The sequence below is a fragment of the Streptomyces albidoflavus genome (genome assembly GCF_000719955.1).
Classification (GTDB): domain Bacteria; phylum Actinomycetota; class Actinomycetes; order Streptomycetales; family Streptomycetaceae; genus Streptomyces; species Streptomyces albidoflavus.
Window position 1 is genome coordinate 83,666 of sequence record NZ_JOII01000011.1, and the last position, 19,168, is coordinate 102,833.

A 19,168-nucleotide genomic window follows, 5' to 3' on the forward strand; every position below is an offset into this window, starting at 1 on the left:
TGGAGGCGGGCTGCCGTACAGGGTTCAGGGGAAGCGGAGGTCCGCGATGGCATCGAGGTCGATGCCGTACAGGGCGTAGACCTTGGTCGTGTTGACCGATGTCAACCGGTCGCGGTCGATGCCGAGGGCGGCGGCGGTCTCCCAGACCTGGTCCGCGTCGTCCGCCTCGATCTCCAGGTAGGGAGGAATGCGGGGCCATGCGTCGATCTCCAGCCGCGCCGGGCCGAGGGTGTACGAGGTCCGCCGGTTCTCCTGGTAGCCGCGCGGCGTGAGGCCGATCAGGCCGAGGAGTTGGGAGGCTTCCTCGAACGAGTCGACGGTGACCTCGGTCTCGTGGGTGCCGTCCACGGCGTCCGTGGCGATCTGCTTGACGCACAGGGTCGTACCGGCGCCGGTGTCCCGCAGCCGCACCCAGCGGTTCGGCGTGGCCGGGAGGGTGTCGTACACGTAGCGGCGCATGAGCCGGGGACCGGAGCGCCGGATGCCGCCCGCCTCGGTGATGAGCCGGGCGGTCTTCACGGGGTCGATGTCGAGTGCCTTGGCCTCGTACTCGATGCCGGCCATCAGGGCTCCGTTCGTCGGGGTTCGCCGCTCCGTGAACGAGCGTCCCGCGCGGGTGAAACGGCCGGGGCCGCATCCACTCCGCCCCCGCGGCCCGAAGCTCCCAGTACCCCCCATCCCTCACCCCCAACAGGAGGCCCCCATGCACACCCCCCTGCTCCGCGCCGTAGGCGCCGCCACCGCCGTCTACGGGGCCCTGGTGACCGTTCGCCCGGGACTGCTGGCCAAGCCCTCGGGGCTGGCCACGGCGGACGGGGACGTTCCCCGGGACACGGAGATCTGTCTCCGGCCGCTGGTGTGGCGGGACCTCGCCGTGGGGATCGCCATGGCGACGGCGCCCGAGGGGCCGGCGCTGCGTACCGCGACCGCCGTGCGGATCGCCTCCGATCTGGGGGACGCGCTGTTGCTGGGGCCGACGCTGGACCGGCCCTACCGGCCGAAGGTGCTGGCGGTGTCGGTCGGGTGGGCGGCCCTGTCGGTGATCGGGCTGTACGCGCGGCGGGGGAAGTGACGGGTGCCGCCTACCGCTTCCCGGGCGGCAGCGGGAAGAAGCCGCTGGTCCGGGCGCGGTAGGCGGCGTAGCCGGGGCGTTCGGCCATGTGCCGCTCCAGCAGGGCCTTGCCGCTGCCGAAGATGAGGAGGGCGGACATGACGAGGGGGGAGACGAGGGTGGCGGCGGCGACCGGCGGGGCCGCGCAGACCAGGAGGAAGAGGCCCCACCAGACAAGGAAGTCGCCGAAGTAGTTGGGGTGGCGGGTCCAGGACCACAGGCCCCGGTCCATGATCTTCCCCTTGTTGGCGGGGTCGGCCTTGAAACGGGCCAGTTGCCGGTCCCCGATCGCCTCGAAGGCCACCCCGACCGCCCACAGCACGGCCCCGCAGACCGCGAGGACGCCGACCGGTTCACGGACGTACATCGCGGCCTGGACGGGGAGGGAGACCAGCCAGACCAGGGCGCCCTGGAGGAGATACACCTTGCGGAAGGCGTAGGCGGCGGGGCTTCCCGGCGCCTTGGCCAGCATCCTGGCGTATCGCGGGTCCTCGCCGTGGCCCCGGCCGCGACGCCCGATGTGGACGGCGAGGCGCAGGCCCCAGGCGCAGGTCAGGGCGGTGGCGAGGAGGGCGAGGGTGGTGTCGCCGGGGTCGGGGCGGGTGCGGGAGAAGGCGTACGAGGTGAGGGCGACGGCGGCGAAGGCGGCGCCCCAGGCGACGTCGACGATGCGGTGGACGCCCTTGCGCAGGGCGAGGGCGAAGGTCACCAGCATGACGGCGAGGGCGGCGCCGGCCGCGACGGCGAGGTTGAGGGCGAGGCCGCCCCAGTCGGTCATCGGGCCGCCTCCCCGAGGCCGTCGTACCAGGCGGCCGGGGTCGCGGGCATACCGCTGCTCCCGTCGCGGCCGGGCCGGACGGCGAGGATCTGGTCGACGCCCATGCGGCGCTGGTCGAAGGCGAGGGAGCCCCCGGCGAGGTAGAGCCGCCAGACGCGGGCGGTGACCTCGCCGACCAGGGCGACCGCCTCGTCCCAGCGCTCCTCCAGGGTGTCGGCCCAGGCGTCGACGGTCCGGACGTAGTGCTCGCGCAGCGACTCGGTGTGGCGGACCTCCAGGCCCGCGCCCTCCAGGAGACCGGTGGTCTCGCCGAGGGGGCGCATGTGCATGTCGGGGGCGATGTACGTCTCGATGAAGGCGCCGCCGCCGGGGGCGTGGGCGCCGCGTGACATCTGCTGGACGAGGGCCCGGCCGCCGGGGCGCAGCCGGTCGTGGATCAGGCGGGTGAAGGCGGGGTACTCGGCGTCGCCGACGTGCTCGCCCATCTCGATGGTGGTCACCGCGTCGTACGCCTCGCCGGGCTCCAGGTCGCGGTAGTGGCTGAGGCGGACCTCCACCAGGTCGTCGAGGCCCTCCTCCTTGACGCGTGCCTCGACGTGGTCGCGCTGCTCGCGGGCGAGGGTGACGGCGGTGACGCGGGCGCCGTGGTGGCGGGCGGCGTGCAGGGTCAGCGAGCCCCAGCCGCAGCCGATGTCGAGCAGGCGGGCCCCGGGGCGCAGCCCCACCTTGCGGCAGACCAGCTCCAGCTTGTCGAACTGGGCCTGGGCCAGTCCGTAGCCGCCGGTGCCGGGCGGGCGGGTGAAGTAGGCGCAGGAGTAGGCCATCGCCGGGTCGAGGAGGAGGCGGTAGAAGTCGTTGGAGAGGTCGTAGTGGTGGCTGATGGCGGCCCGGTCGCGGGCGGTGGTGTGGGTGGCGCCGGAGAGGCGGGCCGGGCGGCCGGGGGCCGGCGGGCGCGGGCCGAGCGCGCCGAGGGAGACGGCGGCGGGGACGGCGCGCAGGAGCTGCCGGGGCCCGGGCGGGCCCGGCAGGTCGCGGGGCGCGGCGGACCAGAGGGCGCGCAGGGCCTGGCCGAGGTCGCCGTCGACGTCCAGGTCGCCGCTGATGTACGCCTGGGCCAGGCCCAGTTCGCCGGGCGACCAGAGCAGGCGGCGCAGGGCGCGCCGGTGGCGGACGACGACCACCGGCAGGGTGCCCGAGGGGTCGGCGGGGCCGGACTCGCTGCCGTCCCAGGCGCGGAGCCGGAACGGCACGGGCCCGCCGGTGATCTCCTCCAGCGGCTCGGTCATGCGCTGGGCGGCGCCTTTCACGCGGGGCTCCCTTCGGTACGGGGTGCGGGGACGGCGGCGTCCTCGCGCTTGAGCAGGATCTGCTGGACGTCGAGGTAGCCGGTGGCGAACCCGGCCTCGGAGTAGGCGAGGTAGAAGTCCCACATGCGGCGGAACACGGCGTCGAAGCCGAGCGCGTCGACCTGGTCCGCCCGCTCGGCGAACCTCGCCCGCCACAGGCGCAGCGTCTCGGCGTAGTGCGGGCCGTAGCGGTCGCTGCGGACCAGGCGCAGGGTGGTGCCGGTGCGGGTGAGGTCGTCGACGGCGCGCAGGGAGGGGATCATCCCGCCGGGGAAGATGTACTTCTGGATCCAGGTGTACGAGGAGCGGGTGGCCCGCATCCGCTCGTGCGGCATGGTGATGGCCTGGAGGGCGACCCGGCCGCCGGGCGCCAGGCGCCGGTCCAGGACGGCGAAGTACTCCGGCCAGAACTCGGCGCCGACCGCCTCGATCATCTCGACGCTGACGATCGCGTCGTAACTCCCGCTCACGTCGCGGTAGTCGCAGAGCCGGACGTCGACGCGGTCGGCGTAGCCGGCGTGGGCGACCCGGGTCAGGGCGAGGTCGCGCTGTTCGGCGGAGAGGGTGACGGTGGTGACGTGGGCGCCCCGGGCGGCGGCGCGCAGGGCCAGTTCGCCCCAGCCGGTGCCGATCTCCAGCAGGCGGGTGCCGGGGCCTGCCTGGACCAGGTCGAGGAGCCGGTCGATCTTGCGGTGCTGGGCGGCGGGCAGGGTGTCGAAGGTGGCGGGCAGGGAGCGGAAGACGGCGCCGGAGTAGGTGAGCGTCTCGTCCAGGAAGAGGGCGAACAGGTCGTTGGAGAGGTCGTAGTGGTGCTGGATGTTGTCGCGCGCCGCCTCGACGGTGTTGCGCTCGGAGGCCGGGCGGCGCAGGTCCCAGAGCCGCCGCACCCGGTGCAGCGGCGCGGGCACCAGCTGGGTGAGGTGCTGGGCCAGCACCCCGAGGACGGCGGGCAGGTCCTCGGCGTCCCACTCCCGCGCCATGTACGACTCGCCGAAGCCGATCAGCCCGCCCACCGCGATCCGGCGGACGAAGGCGTCGGTGTCGCGCACCCGCAGCCACGGCCCGCCCTTGCCGAGCCGCCGCCCCTCGGGCCCCTCGCCCCACGCCACGTGCAGCGGCAGCCGGTCCAGGGCGCGGGTCAGCAGCAGCCGGCCCAGCAGGGCGCGGGGCGGGGAGCAGCGCGGCACGATGGCGACGCCGGGCCAGCGGGCGGCGTCGACCTGGTCGCCCCCGGGCGGGGCGTCGGGCGTCGGGGCGGACACGTTCATTCCAGGCCCTCCTGGGGGCGGTGGCGGGGACGGGGGACGACCGGCAGGCCGCGCGCCCACAGCCGGATGCCGTGGAGGCGGATGCCGAGGGAGACGGCGAGGGTCGAGAAGGGGCGGCGGGCGGCGGCCCGCAGCAGGGCGCGCGCCGTGGCGGGCCCGCGCGTGCCGCGCACGGTCGCGGTGAACCGGCGTACGCCCTCGCGGTCGAGGTGGACGGCGAGGTCGAGGCGGGCGCCGGGTTCGGGGAGCCGCATGCGGTAGGTGCCGTCGACGGTGAAGAAGGGCGAGACGTAGAACTCCTTGGGCGTCTCGGCCCGGCCGTCGGCGGCCTCGGGGCGCAGCAGGTAGCAGTGGCGTTCGCCGTAGGTGTTGTGGACCTCGGCGACGACGCACCGCAGGTCACCGGTGCCGCCGCTGTCGGTGCCGCTGTCGCCGTCGGTGGCGGTGGCGGTGGCGGGGCCGTGGCACCAGTACAGGGTCAGGGGGTTGAAGACGTGGCCGAGGACGCGGGCGTGGGCCAGCATCAGGACGCGGCCGCCGGCGAGGTCGATGCCGTGGGCGGCGAGGTAGCGGTCGAGGCCGGCGCGGAGGGCGGGGCCGGGGGCCTCGCCGGGCGCGGCCGTGCCCGCGAAGTGGTCGCGGGCGTCGAAGCGGGCCAGCGGGCGCAGGGCGCGGGGCAGCACGGGTATGTGGTCGAGGTCGACCAGCCACAGGTAGGTGCGCTGCCCGAAGGCGTACCGGCGCGGGCCGGTGCGGACGTGCCGGATCTCGCAGCGGTACAGCGCCGGGGCGGACGGCGCCGGGGTCACCAGGTCACCCCGAGCCGTTCGGCGGCCAGGACCCCGGAGCGGCAGCCGTCCTCGTGGAACCCCCAGCCGTGGTAGGCGCCGGCGTAGACGGTCCGCTCGCCGCCGAGGGTGGGCAGCTCCTTCTGCGCGGCCACCGACTCCGGGGTGTAGACGGGGTGTTCGTACGCCATCCGGGCCAGGACCGTGTCCGGGTCGACGCGGCCCTCGTCGCCGAGGGTCACCACGTACCGCTCGGGCGCGTCGAGGCGCTGGAGGCGGTTCATGTCGTAGCTGACCCGGACGTGGCCCCCGGCGCCCGCGCCGCGCGGCACGACCCGGCCGCACTCGGGCAGCAGGTAGTTCCAGGAGGCGCGGGCGCCGGGCGCCTTCGGCAGGAGCGAGGTGTCGGTGTGCAGCACGGCCGGGTTGGCCGAGTACGGGAAGGCGCCCAGCACCCGCCGCTCGTCGGCGCTCGCGTCGGCGAGCACCGCCAGCGCCTGCCCGGGGTGGACCGCGATCACCGCCGCGTCGTAGACCTCGGTCGAGGTGGACCCGTCGCCGGTCGCGGAGGTGACGTGCACGGCGGAGGCGGTGCGCACCACGCGCCGGACGGGGGCGGAGGTCCGCACGTCCGGGAGCTGCTTGGCGAGCACGTCCACGTACGCACGGGAGCCGCCGGTCACCGTCCGCCAGACCGGCGACCCGCTCACCGAGAGCATCCCGTGGTGCTCCAGGAACCGGAACAGGTAGCGCGCCGGGTACTCCAGCGCCGTCCCCGGCGCGCACGACCAGACCGCCGAGACGAGCGGGATCGCGAAGTGCTGCACGAAGTACGGCGAGAACCCGTGCCGGTCCAGGAACTCCCCGAGCGTCGGCCCCGCCTCGCCCCCGTCCGCCAGCAGCGCCCGCGCCCGCCGGTGGAAGGCCGTGACCGCCGTCAGCATCCGGACGAACCGCAGGTCGGCCACGTTCCTCGGCTGCGCGAAGAGCCCGCGCGGCCCGAGCGCGCCCGCGTACTCCAGGCCGCACCCCTCGCACCGCACCGACATGCTCATCTCGGACTCCTGGGTCTCCACGCCCAGTTCGGCGAAGAGCCGCAGCAGGTGCGGGTAGGTCCGCTCGTTGTGCACGATGAACCCGGAGTCGACCGACCGCACCACCCCGTCCGCCCCGGTCAGCTCGTGCGTGTGCGCGTGGCCCCCCAGCCGCTCGTCCGCCTCGTACACGGTGACGTCGTCCGTCCCCCGCAGCACGTACGCCGCCGTCAGCCCGGCGATCCCCGCCCCCACCACCGCGATCCGCCGCCGCTCCCGCCCCATGCCACGCTCTCCTTCACCACGCCCGCCGAGAAGAGGGGCCCGGCCGGAACCCCTCACCTCTCTCTTCGGAGCGGGGGGCCGGTTGGATTGGGGAAGAGATGATTTTTTCCGCGAGAGGGCGGGCGGCGGGGATCACGCCCCGGGCAGGTGGCCGCCCTTCCGCGCCCGCTCCCACGCCTCGGCGCCGTCCGGGACGAACCTTCCCGCCGTGATCAGCGCGTCGATCTCCGCCGCCGTGCACCAGCGGATCCCGGCCATCTCCCCGGGGTCCGGGCGCAGCGGGCCGTCCGTGCGGGCCTCGTGGAGGGCGAGCCAGTACGGGGCGATCGCGCCGTCGCAGAAGAAGGTGAAGAGGGGGACGGGGCGGGCGCGCACGCCCAGTTCCTCGGCCAGCTCGCGGGCGGCCCCCGCCGCGTAGCTCTCACCGGCGGCGACCGCGCCCCCGACCAGCCAGTTGTGGAGGCCGGGGAAGCGGGTGGCGTGGGCGGGGCGGCGGTGGACGAGGTAGCGGCCGTCGGCCCGGTGACAGACGGTGACCGCGATGCGGTGGGGCCAGCCGTTGCGGACGGCCTCGCCGCGTTCCACCACGCCGATCACCCGGTCATGCTCGTCGACCCGGTCGACCCATTCCGTCATACGGCAACTCCCCTGCTCAGCGGACCCCTTCAGCCTCTCAGCCCGCCCCCGGCCCGTACCCTGCGCCCCATGACGACCCACGAACGCGAACTCACCCACGGACCTGTCGACCTGTGCCGCTCCGACGGCACGTTGGCGCCGGAGGCGGTCGGCTGGTCGCGGCGGCCGGTGCACCGGGCCAACCTGCGCGGGTGGGGGCGGACCAAGCGCTGGGAGTACTGGTGCGTCACCACCCCCACCCACCTGGTGGCGCTGACCGTCAGCGACCTGGACTTCCTGCGGCTGGACGCCGTGTACGTCCTCGAACTCGGCGCGGGCGGGCGGGAGATCGAGCGGACCGCGCTGCGGCCGGGCGGGCCCGGCACCCCGCTGCCCGAGGGTGTCGCGGGCGCCCCCGGCCCCTTCGGCGGCCATGACCTCACCGTCGGCCCGGCCCGCCCGGTGCGCGACCAGGTCCGCATCGGCATCCGGCGCGAGGGCGCAGGCACCCGGCTGACCGCCCGCTGCCTGGCCCCCGGCACCGGGGAACAGGTGGAGGTGGACGTGTACGCGGGGCTGCCCGAGGGCCACGAGACCCTGTCCGTGGTGGTGCCCTGGGGGCCGGACCGCTTCCAGTACACCTCGAAGCAGACGGCGCTCCCGGCCCACGGCCACGTCCGGATCGGGCGGCGCGAACTCCCCTTCGCGCCCGGCGACTCCTGGGCGGTGCTGGACCACGGGCGCGGGCGCTGGCCCCGGGTGGCGCACTGGAACTGGGGCGCGGGCTCGGGGCGTACCGGCGGGCGGACGGTGGGGCTCCAGTTCGGCGGGCGGTGGACGGAGGGCACCGGGGCCACCGAGAACGCGCTCTGCGTCAACGGCCGGCTCTCCAAGCTCGGGGAGGAGCTGACCTGGTCCTACGACCTGGCGGAACCGCTCGCCCCCTGGCGGGTGCGCACCCCCGGCTCCGACCAGGTCGACCTCACCTTCACCCCGGTCCACGACCGGGTCACCCGGACCGACGCGGGGCCGCTGTCGAACCACACCGACCAGTGCTTCGGCCACTGGAACGGCACCGTCCGCACGGACACGGGCGAAGAAGTCGCCGTCCACCAGGTGCTGGGATGGGCGGAGGACGTCCGGATGCGCTGGTGACAGGGCCGGACGGGTGGTGTTGAACACTCCGTTCAACATATGTCGTTGACAACGGAGTGTGCGCCTCGCACGCTGGTGCCATGACGACCGAGCCGGGCGCCCAGCAGCCCTCCCCCGACGCCAACGCCGACGCGCCCTTCACCGCCCCCGCCCCCGAGCGGGCGCGCACCCACCGCGTGCACGCCTCGCTCTTCCGGATCGCCGAGCGGCACGCCGCCACCGACGAGCAGCGGCGCCGCCAGGTGCACCCCTCGATGATCGGCCCGCACGAGGCCGTCCGCCTCGTCTCCTACCTGCTCAGCGGCACCGCCCTGCCCGAGGGCGACGAGCCGGAGGTCGACCAGGCCGACGTCACCGCCGCCCTCACCCTCGTCCCCAGCGCCCGCGCCGACCTGGACGAACTGGAGACCGGCCTCATCCGCATGGCCCGCGGCCGCGGCATGACCTGGCAGGAGATCGCCTTCGGCCTCGGCCTCGGCACCCCCCAGGCCGCCCGCCAGCGGTACGAGCGGCTGGCGGGACGGGCGGGAGAGGAGTAGCGGGGGCGGGGGGCGGACCCCCGGGCAGGGGAAGCGCGTCCGCGCCCCGGCCGGCTCACCCCACCAGTGCCCGCCAGGTCACCGGCCCCGCCTCGCCGTCGACGACCAGGCGGTTGAGGCTCTGGTAGGCGCGGACGGCCGTGGTGGTGACCGAACCGAAGGAACCGTCCACGACGAGGCCGGCGCTGCGCCTGTTCAGGGCCGTCTGCAAGGCGCTGACCTGCTGGCCGGAGCTGCCCTGGCGGAGCGTGAGGACCAGCTTGGGCCAGGTCGCGGGGCCGACCTGGCCGTCCGCCACCAGGCCCTGGGCCGCCTGGAACTTCTTGACGGCGGCCACCGAGACCGAGCCGTACTGCCCGTCGGCGACCAGCTGGTGGCCGCGCTGCGTCATCAGCCGCTGGACGACGACGACCGTGGCGCCGGACGCGCCCGGGTCGAGCCGGGGCCAGCCCCCGCCGAGGTCCACCCCGCGTGCGGCCATGAAGGCGACCGGGTCGGTGATGCCGCCGAGGCCGCCGGTGTGCGTCTCGAAGTGCAGGTGCGGCCCGGTGACGTTGCCCGTCGCCCCCATGTCGGCGATGCGCTGCCCCGCCTTGACGGTGGCGTTGAGCGCGACCCGGTAGGCGCTCAGGTGCCCGTAGTACGTGTACTGGCTGCCCCCGTGCGAGATCACCAGGGCGTTGCCGGTCCGGCCGCCGAGGCCGCCGCCCCACGCACGCCGGATCACGGTCCCGGCCGCCGCCGCGTAGACCCCCGTGCCGGTCGAGTTGGTGACGTCCTGCCCGGCGTGGGAGGAACCGCCGCGGGGGGCTCCGTAGTGACCGCCGCTGGGGAAGTGGCCGAGCGCGGGGTTGGCCCAGCTCCCGTTCTTCGCCGAGGCGGCGGAGGCGGCCGGGGCCCCCGCGACGAGCCCGACGACGGACAGCCCGAGCCCGGCGCCGAACCCGGCGAGCAGCCCTCGCCGCGAGACCACGCCACGCTCCGGCACCTCAGCCGCCGTGACACAGGATTCGCACATGGTTCTCCCCTCCCGGAAGGGCCAGAGACTGACCCGCACATGACAACAGTGTCTACCCGCATAGACCATAGAGAGGATGACGGCGTCCGGCCAGAGGCCGAGCGGCCGCGGCCCCGGCGAGCGGGCCCCGGCCGCGTCCGTCCGCGCGGCACGGTCAGTCCGTGGCCCGCTCCGCCGCCGACTTCTCCGTGGTGGCCCCCGAGGTGCGCAGGGAGCCGCCGGAGGTCTCCAGGTGGGCGCGGACGAACCACTGGAACTGCTCCAGGTCGCGGAGCTGCTCGATCAGGAGGTCCTCGGTGGCCGGGTCGATCCGGCCCGCCTCGGTGACGGCCTTGCGGACGTCCTCGACCACGCCGGTGTAGACGACGTCGAGGGCGCCGAGGTGGGCGATGGCGTCGCCGCGGCCGATGCTGTAGTCCTCCCAGGTGCGGGCGGAGACCAGCGCGCCGGGCGTGCCCTTGGCGACGCCGCCGAGGGCCGCGATCCGCTCGGCCACGTCGTCGGCCATCTCGCGGACCCGGTCGACCTGCGGGTCCAGCATCTCGTGGACGGCGATGAAGTGCGGGCCGACCACGTTCCAGTGGATGTGCTTCAGCGTCAGGTGGAGGTCGTTGAGGGCGTAGAGCCGCAGGCGCAGGAGGTCGATGAGCTTGCCGCCCTGCTCGACCGTGAGGCCGGGGACGGTGTAGCGGGGGGTGGTGTCGGTGGCCATGGGGTGTCGTCCTTCGTGTGGGGCGGCGGTGAGCTGGTGATCTTTTTCTGTTCCCCGTGATCACGAGGCTCACCGCCCGCCCACTCGACGGAGTGACAGGGAGGAGGGGATGTTGACGCCAGGCGGGGGAGGCCGCACCGGCGTGCCGGTCACTCCGGCACGTACACCACGTTCGGCCTTCCGGTCACCGGGTGCGGCCCGATACGGGTGTGGACGCCGTAGACGTCGTGCAGGAGTTCCTCGGTGAGTACCTCGGCGGGGGTGCCGGTGGCGACGACGCGGCCGGCGGCCAGGACGTAGAGGCGGTCGCAGTAGGCGGCGGCGAGGTTGAGGTCGTGGAGGACGACGAGGACGGTCGGGGGCAGGGTGCGGGCCAGGTGGAGGATGTCCAGCTGGTAGCGGATGTCCAGGTGGTTGGTGGGCTCGTCCAGGGCGAGGATGCGGGGGCGCTGGACCAGGGCGCGGGCGATCAGGGCGCGCTGGCGTTCGCCGCCGGAGAGTTCGTCGAGGCGGCGGTCGGCGAGGTGGGCGGCGCCGACGCGTTCCAGGGCGGCCCGGCACTGGGCGGCGTCCTCGGCGGTGTCGCCCTCCCAGAAGCGCTTGTGCGGGCTGTGGCCCATGGCGACGGTCTCACGGACGGTCAGGCCGAAGGCGCCGGTGGCGTCCTGCGGTACGGCGGCCACCAGGCGGGCCCGCTCCTTGGCGGTGAGGCCGGCCGCGTCCTGCCCGTCGAGGAGCAGCCGGCCCGAGGTGGCGGTGAGGGTGCCGTAGACGCAGCGGAGCAGGGTGGTCTTGCCGCTGCCGTTGGGGCCGACCACGCCGACCGTCTCGCCGGGGGCCACCTCCAGGTCGACGCCGTCGAGGAGGAGGGCACCCGCGCGGCCCCGGCCGGGCGGGGGGAGGCGGTAGCCGAGCCCTTCGGCGCGCAGCGAGCCGGGGGCGGCGGCGCCGAAGCCCGGGTCGGCGGGGGCGGGGGCGGTGCGGTGGGTCATCCGGTGACTCCTTCTCCGCGCGAGGACCGGCGCAGCAGCCAGAGGAAGAACGGCCCGCCGGTGAGAGCGGTGATCACGCCGACCGGGATCTCCTCGGGCGCGGCGACGGTACGGGCGACCAGGTCGGCGACGACCAGGAAGAGGGCGCCGCCGAGCGCGGTGACCGGCAGCAGCCTGCGGTGCCCGGCGCCGACCAGCAACCGGGCGGCGTGCGGCACCATCAGCCCGATGAAGCCGATCGCCCCGCTCACCGCGACCAGCACGCCGGTCACCAGGGAGGCGAGGACGAAGGCGCCGGCGCGGAACCGGTGGGTGTCCAGGCCCAGCACGGTGGCGCCCTCCTCCCCGGCGAGGAGCAGGTCGAGCGGCCGGGAGAGGGCGAGGAGCAGCCCGGTCCCGGCGATCAGCACGGCGGCCGGGAGGAAGAGGCTGTCCCAGCGGGCGCCGCCGAGGCCGCCGAGGGTCCAGAAGAGGATGGCGCGGGCGTGCTCGGCCTCGGTGGAGAGGACCAGGGCGAGGCTGGTCAGCGCGGAGAGGATGTACTGCACGGCGACCCCGGCGAGGATCAGCCGCCCGGTCGTCATGGTGCCGCCGCGCCTGGCCATCGCGTAGACGACGACCAGGGCGCCCATCGAGCCGGCGAAGGCGGCGACGGGCAGGGCGACGGTGCCGAGCAGGCCGGTGCCGACGCCCGCGACGATGACGAGGACCGCCCCCGTGGAGGCGCCGGAGGAGGCGCCGAGCAGGAACGGGTCGGCCAGCGGGTTGCGGACCAGCGCCTGCAGGACCGTACCGGCGACGGCGAGTCCGCCGCCGACCACGACTGCCAGCAGCACGCGCGGCAGCCGCACGTTCCAGATGACCGGCGCGAGCGGCGTCGGCTCGCTCCCGGTGAGCGCGGCCAGCACCTCGCCGGGCGGGACGCGGACCGAGCCGAGGGCGAGCCCGGCGAGGGCCGCGAGCAGCAGCAGCCCGGTGAGCAGGGTGAGGACGGCGGGGTAGGGCAGGGCCCGGCGGCGGGGCTTCAGCGCCGCCGGGGTGTCCGCGAGGGCGGTCACCACGGGGCCCTACTTCGCGGCGCGGTCGGGGTGGAGCTGGTCCGCCAGCTCGTCCACGGCGTCGGGGACGCGCGGGCCGAGCACGGCGGAGGAGAGCGGGAGGACGGCGAACCGCTCGTTCTTGATAGCGGGCACGTCCTTGAGCGCCGGGTCGTTGAGGAGCTGCTTCTTCTTGGCGGCGACGGGGGTGCCGCCGTAGTCGTAGATGACGACGACCTCGGGCTTGCGCTCGACGACCTTCTCCCAGGAGACGTCGCCGAAGGACTTGTCGAGGTCGGCGAAGACGTTGCGGCCGCCGGCCCGGGTGATGAGGTCGTTGCCGATGCCGTGGCCGCCGGCGGTGAAGGCGGAGCTGTCGCCGCTGTCGAAGACGAAGACGGCGGGCTTCTCGGCGCCCTTGAGCCGCTCGGCGGTGGCCGCGAGCTGCTTCTCCTGCTCGGCTATGAGCTTCTCGGCGCGCTCGGGCACGCCGAACGTCCGCGCCACCTCGCGCAGTTCCTTGCGCAGCTCCTTGACGCCCACGGGTCCGTCCGTGCAGCCCTCGACGTTGAGGCGGGTGGTGATGCCGTCCTTGGCCAGGGCCGCGCGCTCGCGCCCGGAGCCCTTGTCGAAGGCGCTCGCGTAGCCGCCGTAGACGAAGTCGGGCGAGGTGGCGATCAGCTTCTCGTACGAGGGGTACTCGTCGGCGACGACCTCGATCCGGTCGTAGGCGGCGCGGTACTCGGGGAGGATCTTGTCGTCCAGGAAGGCGGTGCCCGCCATCCGGTCCTCCAGGCCGAGGGCGAGCATGACCTCGGTGACGTGCTGATTCATCGTCACGGCCCGCTCGGGCGCCTGCTCGAAGGTGGTCTTCACCCCGCAGTTGGTGACGGTGTACGGGAAGCCGTCGCCGCCCTTGGCCTCCTTGCCGCCCTCCGCCCCGGCCGGGCTGTCGCCGCCGGCGCCGCAGGCGGTGAGCGGGAGGAGGAGTGCCGCCGTGGCGGCGAGGGCGCGCGGGGCGCGACGGGGTCCGGGCATGACCGTGCCTCTCCGGGGGATGACCGCGTCCCCTGGTAGTGCGAGTTGAGGCGGCGGGTCAGTGTCGGACTCCCGGGCCCGTCCGCGTCGCCGCGTCGTGCCCGGTCACCGTGGCGGGACCGCGCCGGATTCGCACCGGCTTCCTGTCCTCCGCCGCCTGGGTGAACGCCGCGATTCTGCCACGCGGGAGGCGGAGGTTCCGGGGCGAGGCGGGGAGATCGTGCTCACACCGGGCGGGACGGGACGGGGCCGCCGCGCCCGCCCGTGCGCCCGGGCCGTGCGGCGGGCCATGCTGGTCCCCGACCGCCGAGCCCCGGAGACCCCCGTGCCCCCACCCCCCGCCTCCAGCGCCTCCCCCGCCGTCGGCCGCGCCCTCGACATCCTGCTGTTCCTCGCCGGGCGGACCGGGCCGGTGCGGGCCGGGGTGCTGGCGCGGGAGCTGGGGATGCCGAGGTCGTCGGCGTACCACATTCTGGCGGTGCTGGCGGAGCGCGGGTTCGTCACCTACCTGCCCGGGGAGCGGGCGTACGGGCTGGGGGTGGCGGCGTTCGAGATCGGGTCGGCCTATCTGCGGCACGAGCCGCTGGAGCGGCTGGCGCAGCCGGTGGTGCGGCGGCTGGCGGGGCGGCTCGGGCAGACCGTGCACCTCGGGGTGGTCTACGGCGCCGAGACGGTCTACCTGCTCAAGGAGCGCCCGCCGCGTGCCTCCGCCGCCGGCACCGCCCTCGTCACCGACATCGGCGTCCGGCTCCCCGCCCACCTGACCGCCAGTGGCCGCGCGATCCTCGCCCACCTCCCCGAGGCCCAGGTCCGCGCCCTCTACCCGCGCCCCGGCGACCTGATCACCCGGACCGGCCGGGGTCCGCGCTCGCTCGCCGAACTTCTCGACCTGCTCGCCGCCGACCGGGCCCGCGGCTGGTCGGAGGAGACCGAACTCGTCTCGGAGGGGCTGCGCTCGCTGGGCACCGCCGTCTTCGACCACCACGGCCACCCGGTCGCCGCCCTCTCCACCACCTGGCGCCGCCACTACGCGCCGCACGACCCCGAGCGGGTACGGGAGGAACTGGGCCGGGCGGCGGCGCGGCTGACCTCGGCGGTGTCGGGACGGGCGCCCGGGGCCGGGTGAGGGGTCAGCGCTTGCGGGCGACGGCCCCGTACATGGCGATGTCGCGGCCCTCGACGCCCTCCTGCTCGGGGCCGGGGCGCCAGGTGTGGACCTGGGTGACGCCCGGGTCGAGCAGGTCCATGCCGTCGAAGAAGGAGGTGGCGGTGGCCAGGTCGCGCAGGGCCATGGGCATGCTCTGCTGCCGGTACTCCTCGGCGACCCGGCCCACCTCCTCGGGGGCGAAGTCGGCGGTGCCGATGGTCATGGCCAGGTAGCTGCCGGAGGGCAGCGGCTCCAGCAGCCGGGCGACCAGGCGGCGGTCCTCCGGGGGCAGGATGAAGTGCATGATCCCGATGATCATCAGGCCGACCGGCTTGTCCAGGTCGATGAGGTCGCGGAACTCGGGGCTGTCGAGGATGGCGTCCGGGTCGTGCATGTCGGCGTCCACGTACGCCGTGGCGCCCTCGGGCGTGCTGCGGAGCAGGGCGCGGGCGTGGGCCAGCACGATGGGGTCGTTGTCGACGTAGACCACGTGCGACTCGGGGGCGACCTCCTGCACCACCTCGTGGAGGTTGGGCGAGGTCGGCAGACCGGTGCCGATGTCGAGGAACTGGCGGACGCCGTGCTCCTCGGCGAGGTACCGGCCGGCGCGGTGCATGAACCGGCGGTTCTCCCGCATGTGGACGGGGAGCGCGGGCCAGTGCCGGCGCATCGCCTCGCCGGCCTCGGCGTCGACCGGGTAGTGGTCCTTGCCGCCGAGGATGTAGTCGTAGACGCGGGCGGAGTGGGCGCGTGAGGTCACCAGTCCGCTCGGGCGCGGGTCGGGGGTGTTCATGCGGCGTCCCTTTCGGTCGAACACGTGCGTGGGGTCATCTTCTCCTGCCTCTCCGCGGAGCGCGGCAGCATGTATGCGCCGGTTGGCCGGAGTTCACCGTTCTGCCTGTATCTGGAGGGCGATGACGGCGATGTCGTCGAGGCGGTTCTGCACCGGCGGCAGCAGGCCCTTGACCAGTTCCGTCAGGGGAAGTCCGAGGCCCGCCAGTTCGTCGGTCCGCTCGCGCAGCCGCCCGAGGTTGTGGCCGATGTCGGTCCCCGGTGTCTCCACCAGCCCGTCGGTGTAGAGGACCAGCGTGTCGCCCTCGCGCAGCACCGTGTACAGGTCGGAGCGGGAGACGCAGTCGGCGACGCAGAGCGGCGGGTCGGCCGTCGTCAGGCCGTGGAGGTACCGCGCGGGCTGCCCGGCCGGGATCAGCAGGGGCGGGGGATGGCCCGCGTTGGACAGGGTGACGCGCCAGAGGTGCTCGCTCTCGCGGCGCAGGATGGCGTGGACCGCCGTGATCATGGACGGGGTGTCGAGCGCCTGCACGACGCGGTCCAGGCGGGCCAGGGTGGTGGCGGGGCTGGTGTCGGGGCCGCTGTCGTACGCGAGGGCGCGCAGCATGCTGTTGACCCGGCCCATGGTGGTGGCGGCGTCCACGTCGTGGCCCGCGATGTCGCCGATGGAGAGGGCGAGGGCGTCCGGGGCGAGGCTGACGGCGTCGTACCAGTCACCGCCGACCTCGGCGTCGGAGTCGGCCGGGTGGTAGAGCGCCGTGCTGACCAGCCCCGCGACGGGCGGCGGGGCGGCGAGGAAGGACTGCTGGAGTGCGAGGGCGGTCTCCCGGGCGCTCTGGAGTTCCATGGTCCGCCGCAGGGGGCCGCTCATCTGCTGGAAGACGTCCTGGAGCAGCGCGAGGTCGCCCTCGTCGCAGGGCGGGTTGCCCCGGCAGGTCGCGGTGGTGGCCAGCGCGACCGTCCGCCCGGAGACCACCACGGGCACCAGGGCGACGCTGGTCGCGCGGGCCTCCCGCAGCCATTGGGCGGAGGCGGGCGAGATCCCCTTCTCGGGCGGGTGACCCTCGGGGAAGGTGATCAGCTGGGCCTGCTGCTCGCGCATGGCGCGCTGCGCGACGGGCCCGAGCAGGAAGTCCGGCTCCAGCGGGGCGAGCGAGGGCAGGCCGGGGGCGAGGTCGACCCGCTCGACCTTGTCCACCGGCGGGCTCGCCGTACTCCAGAGGTCGGCCTCCTGCCCGTGCGGGACGAGGAAGATCGCGACGGCGTCGGCGAGTTCGGGGACGACGGCGGCGGCGGTCGTCATGAACGCCTCGCTGAGGTCGCGGGCGGCCGGTACCGGGGCCATCCGGGCCAGCAGCTTCTCGCGGGTCCGGGTCCGCCAGTGCTCCTCGGCGTCGGCGACGCTGCCGACCCACTCGATCCCGCCGGCCTGGTCCTCGACGGGGGTGGCGACGATCCGCACATACCGGTGGCGGCCGCCGCCGCCCTCCGCCCGCATCCGCACGATGGTGTCCAGGGGGGTCCGCTCCCGGGTGGACCGGAGCCATTTGCGCTCCAGCCCGTCCCGGTCCTTGGGGTGGACCGCCTCGGCCCACGAGCCGTCCTCGCCGGGGTGCCACAGCTTCTTCTGCACCTCGCCGCCGACCAGGGTGGTGACGACCCCGTCGGCGGAGAGCGTCCAGACGGTCTGCGGCACGGCACCGAGAAGCGCCTCGTACCGCCTCAGGAGGCGGTCGCTGTCGGTCACCGCTGCCTCCTTCGCCCCGCGGCACCGCCGACCGGGCTGCGGCAGAGATCCTCCCGGCGGCACGCAGGAGGAAGCCGCTCCTCCGCAGCGCCAGTATCACCCGCCCCGGCCGACTCGGCATGCGCGGCGCCGGCGGCTCAGCCGGGGCTCCCCTCCCCGACCAGCAGGACCCGGCGCCCCCGCGTGTGCCCGGCCTGGCTGTCGGCGTGGGCTTGGGCGGCCTCGGCGAGCGGGTACGCCCGGGTCACCGGAATGCGCAGCTCACCCCGGTGGAGCAGGGCCACGGTCGCCTCCAGCGCGGCCCACACGTCGCCCGCCGTCCCGGAGAACCGCACCCCCTGCTCCGGCGCCGTCAGGTCCGCGATGGAGACGACCCGGCCCGCCTCCCCGGTCAGCCCGACCAGCTCGCGGACCACTCCGGCCCCGGCCAGGTCCAGGGCCGCGTCGACGGGGCCGATCCGCCGCACCCGCCCGGTCCACCCCGGGCCGTACGTCGTGGCGTCGGCGCCCAGGCTCCGCAGGTACTCCTGGTTGGCGGGCCCGGCGGTGCCGGTCACGGCGATGCCCCGGGCGCGGGCGACCTGGAGCACCGCCGAGCCGACCCCGCCGGCCGCACCGCTCACCAGCAGCCGCTGTCCGGGGCGGACGCCGACCTCGCCGAGGACGCGCAGGGCGGTCTCCATGACCGAGGGGTAGCCGGCCGCCTCGGCGAAGGAGAGCCCTTCGGGCATCGGGGCCCAGGCCGACAGCACGGCGGACTCCGCGTAGGTCTCGTGGCCCTCGCCGAACACCCGGTCCCCGGGCCGTACCCCTTCGACGCCCTCGCCGACCTCGTCCACGACACCGGCGGCGTCCAGTCCGAGCCCGGCGGGCAGCGGGGCGGGCGGGTGCGCGCCCAGTTTCTGGCCCTCACGGATGCGCCAGTCGACCGGGTTCACCCCGGCCGCCCGCACGGCGATCCGTATCCGGCCGGGGCCCGGTCGGGGCTCCTCGGCCTCGGTCAGGCGCAGCACCTCGGGGCCGCCGTACGCGGCGAAGCTCACTTTTCTCATGCCGGGGAACGTAACACTAACGGTTAGCCTTTTGAAACCGTTACGTTTTCGTGGCTGATAGCGTACGACCCATGCCCGAGCCGACCGGACGCCGCGAACGCAAGAAGGCCGCGACCCGCCAGAAGATCGCCGACGCCGCCCGGCGGCTCTTCCTGGAGCGCGGCTACGAGGAGGTGGGCATCCGCGAGGTGGCCGCCGAGGCGGACGTCGCCGTCACCACGCTCTTCTCGCACTTCCCGGCCAAGGAGGCGCTGGTCTTCGCGGAGGACGCCGGCTTCGCGCGCCGCCTCACCGAGGCCGTCACCGGGCGGGCCCCGGACACCCCGCTCGTCCCCGCCCTGCGCCGCGAGGTCGAGGCCCTGGTCCGGCACTGCTCCTCGGACGAGGCCGCCCCCGTGTACCACCTGATCGACACCACCCCCGCCCTGCGCCAGTACGAGGCGGCCATGCGGCAGCGCCACGCCGACGCGCTGGCCACCGCCCTCACCGGGGCCCGGGCCGGGAGCGCGACCGCCTGCCGCGCCCTGGCCACCTTCACCGTCGACGCCTACGCGCTGGCCCGGGACGCGGACGAGCCCGGGGCCGCGCTGGACGAGCTGTTCGCGATGATCGAGGCGGCCTGGGCGGCGGCGGGACCGGGCCGGCCGTAGCCGCCGGGGCCGCGCCCGTCTCGTATCCGAGATTTCGCGGCGCGCCCTCTGGTCCGGCCCGCCG

General features: G+C 75.0%; 20 protein-coding genes and 1 riboswitch. Of the genes, 5 read left to right on the plus strand and 15 right to left on the minus strand.

The features are described 5' to 3' along the window. Positions 1-24 precede the first annotated feature (24 nt). Positions 25-564 (minus strand): class IV adenylate cyclase, encoded by a 540-nt coding sequence (locus IF45_RS0114690; RefSeq protein WP_015507424.1) that lies wholly within the window; start codon positions 562-564, stop codon positions 25-27. 139 nt (positions 565-703) lie between these two features. On the opposite strand from IF45_RS0114690, the gene IF45_RS0114695 reads away from it, so the two are divergent. Further along, positions 704-1,072 carry a hypothetical protein gene (locus tag IF45_RS0114695; protein ID WP_030307808.1) on the plus strand — a complete coding sequence of 123 codons (369 nt, stop codon included), beginning with the start codon at positions 704-706 and terminating at the stop codon, positions 1,070-1,072. Between the two features lie 10 nt (positions 1,073-1,082). On the opposite strand, the gene IF45_RS0114700 is transcribed toward IF45_RS0114695, so the two are convergent. The 6 genes from IF45_RS0114700 to IF45_RS0114725 all read right to left on the minus strand — a co-directional run bounded on the left by IF45_RS0114700 (position 1,083) and on the right by IF45_RS0114725 (position 7,246). Further along, entirely contained in the window at positions 1,083-1,889 is an 807-nt protein-coding gene (locus IF45_RS0114700) for a DUF1295 domain-containing protein (protein ID WP_003949763.1), read from the minus strand. After that, positions 1,886-3,196: a class I SAM-dependent methyltransferase gene (locus IF45_RS0114705; protein WP_030307809.1), complete on the minus strand. Its 1,311-nt coding sequence runs from the start codon at positions 3,194-3,196 to the stop codon at positions 1,886-1,888. Before IF45_RS0114705 ends, IF45_RS0114700 begins: the two co-directional genes overlap by 4 nt. Continuing rightward, the gene (locus IF45_RS0114710; RefSeq protein WP_030307810.1) at positions 3,193-4,503 is read right to left on the minus strand and encodes an SAM-dependent methyltransferase; all 1,311 of its coding nucleotides are present in this window, start codon (positions 4,501-4,503) and stop codon (positions 3,193-3,195) included. Before IF45_RS0114710 ends, IF45_RS0114705 begins: the two co-directional genes overlap by 4 nt. Then, a complete protein-coding gene (locus IF45_RS0114715; RefSeq protein WP_018893771.1) occupies positions 4,500-5,312 on the minus strand; it encodes a DUF1365 domain-containing protein in 813 nt (270 codons plus the stop codon). Before IF45_RS0114715 ends, IF45_RS0114710 begins: the two co-directional genes overlap by 4 nt. After that, positions 5,309-6,610 (minus strand): NAD(P)/FAD-dependent oxidoreductase, encoded by a 1,302-nt coding sequence (locus IF45_RS0114720; protein ID WP_003949760.1) that lies wholly within the window; start codon positions 6,608-6,610, stop codon positions 5,309-5,311. The genes IF45_RS0114715 and IF45_RS0114720 overlap by 4 nt, the downstream gene beginning before the upstream one ends. 132 nt (positions 6,611-6,742) lie before the next feature. Beyond that, positions 6,743-7,246, minus strand: a complete 504-nt coding sequence (locus tag IF45_RS0114725; protein ID WP_030307813.1) for an NUDIX hydrolase — start codon at positions 7,244-7,246, stop codon at positions 6,743-6,745. A gap of 69 nt (positions 7,247-7,315) precedes the next feature. Here IF45_RS0114725 and IF45_RS0114730 point away from each other — a divergent pair, with 69 nt between their 5' ends. Together IF45_RS0114730 and IF45_RS0114735 are read left to right on the plus strand one after the other, a co-directional pair. Then, positions 7,316-8,380 (plus strand): DUF2804 domain-containing protein, encoded by a 1,065-nt coding sequence (locus tag IF45_RS0114730; protein ID WP_003949759.1) that lies wholly within the window; start codon positions 7,316-7,318, stop codon positions 8,378-8,380. An 80-nt stretch (positions 8,381-8,460) separates the two neighbouring features. Next, positions 8,461-8,919: a hypothetical protein gene (locus IF45_RS0114735; RefSeq protein WP_003949758.1), complete on the plus strand. Its 459-nt coding sequence runs from the start codon at positions 8,461-8,463 to the stop codon at positions 8,917-8,919. 55 nt (positions 8,920-8,974) lie between these two features. Here IF45_RS0114735 and IF45_RS0114740 read toward each other — a convergent pair whose 3' ends face one another. The 5 genes from IF45_RS0114740 to IF45_RS0114760 all read right to left on the minus strand — a co-directional run bounded on the left by IF45_RS0114740 (position 8,975) and on the right by IF45_RS0114760 (position 13,716). Then, on the minus strand, positions 8,975-9,937 hold the full coding sequence (locus IF45_RS0114740) for a peptidoglycan-binding protein (RefSeq protein ID WP_003949757.1): 963 nt from the start codon (positions 9,935-9,937) through the stop codon (positions 8,975-8,977). A 154-nt stretch (positions 9,938-10,091) separates the two neighbouring features. After that, entirely contained in the window at positions 10,092-10,649 is a 558-nt protein-coding gene (gene dps / locus IF45_RS0114745) for a DNA starvation/stationary phase protection protein Dps (protein WP_003949756.1), read from the minus strand. 149 nt (positions 10,650-10,798) lie between these two features. Beyond that, positions 10,799-11,641, minus strand: coding sequence for an ABC transporter ATP-binding protein (locus IF45_RS0114750; protein ID WP_003949755.1), 843 nt, complete (start codon positions 11,639-11,641; stop codon positions 10,799-10,801). After that, entirely contained in the window at positions 11,638-12,702 is a 1,065-nt protein-coding gene (locus IF45_RS0114755; protein WP_008407844.1) for a FecCD family ABC transporter permease, read from the minus strand. Before IF45_RS0114755 ends, IF45_RS0114750 begins: the two co-directional genes overlap by 4 nt. 6 nt (positions 12,703-12,708) lie before the next feature. Further along, positions 12,709-13,716, minus strand: a complete 1,008-nt coding sequence (locus IF45_RS0114760; RefSeq protein WP_003949753.1) for an ABC transporter substrate-binding protein — start codon at positions 13,714-13,716, stop codon at positions 12,709-12,711. A 59-nt stretch (positions 13,717-13,775) separates the two neighbouring features. Further along, positions 13,776-13,862, minus strand: a riboswitch (cobalamin riboswitch). A 179-nt stretch (positions 13,863-14,041) separates the two neighbouring features. Between IF45_RS0114760 and IF45_RS0114765 the strand changes: the two genes are divergently transcribed. After that, positions 14,042-14,842, plus strand: coding sequence for an IclR family transcriptional regulator (locus IF45_RS0114765; RefSeq protein WP_003949752.1), 801 nt, complete (start codon positions 14,042-14,044; stop codon positions 14,840-14,842). A 4-nt stretch (positions 14,843-14,846) separates the two neighbouring features. On the opposite strand, the gene IF45_RS0114770 is transcribed toward IF45_RS0114765, so the two are convergent. The 3 genes from IF45_RS0114770 to IF45_RS0114780 all read right to left on the minus strand — a co-directional run bounded on the left by IF45_RS0114770 (position 14,847) and on the right by IF45_RS0114780 (position 18,454). Further along, positions 14,847-15,656 carry an SAM-dependent methyltransferase gene (locus IF45_RS0114770; protein WP_003949751.1) on the minus strand — a complete coding sequence of 270 codons (810 nt, stop codon included), beginning with the start codon at positions 15,654-15,656 and terminating at the stop codon, positions 14,847-14,849. 93 nt (positions 15,657-15,749) lie between these two features. Then, a complete protein-coding gene (locus tag IF45_RS0114775) occupies positions 15,750-17,402 on the minus strand; it encodes a SpoIIE family protein phosphatase (RefSeq protein WP_015507428.1) in 1,653 nt (550 codons plus the stop codon). A 137-nt stretch (positions 17,403-17,539) separates the two neighbouring features. After that, positions 17,540-18,454 (minus strand): NADP-dependent oxidoreductase, encoded by a 915-nt coding sequence (locus tag IF45_RS0114780; protein WP_015507429.1) that lies wholly within the window; start codon positions 18,452-18,454, stop codon positions 17,540-17,542. Positions 18,455-18,525: 71 nt separating this feature from the next. Here IF45_RS0114780 and IF45_RS0114785 point away from each other — a divergent pair, with 71 nt between their 5' ends. Further along, positions 18,526-19,104 (plus strand): TetR/AcrR family transcriptional regulator, encoded by a 579-nt coding sequence (locus IF45_RS0114785; RefSeq protein WP_015507430.1) that lies wholly within the window; start codon positions 18,526-18,528, stop codon positions 19,102-19,104. Positions 19,105-19,168: the final 64 nt, after the last annotated feature.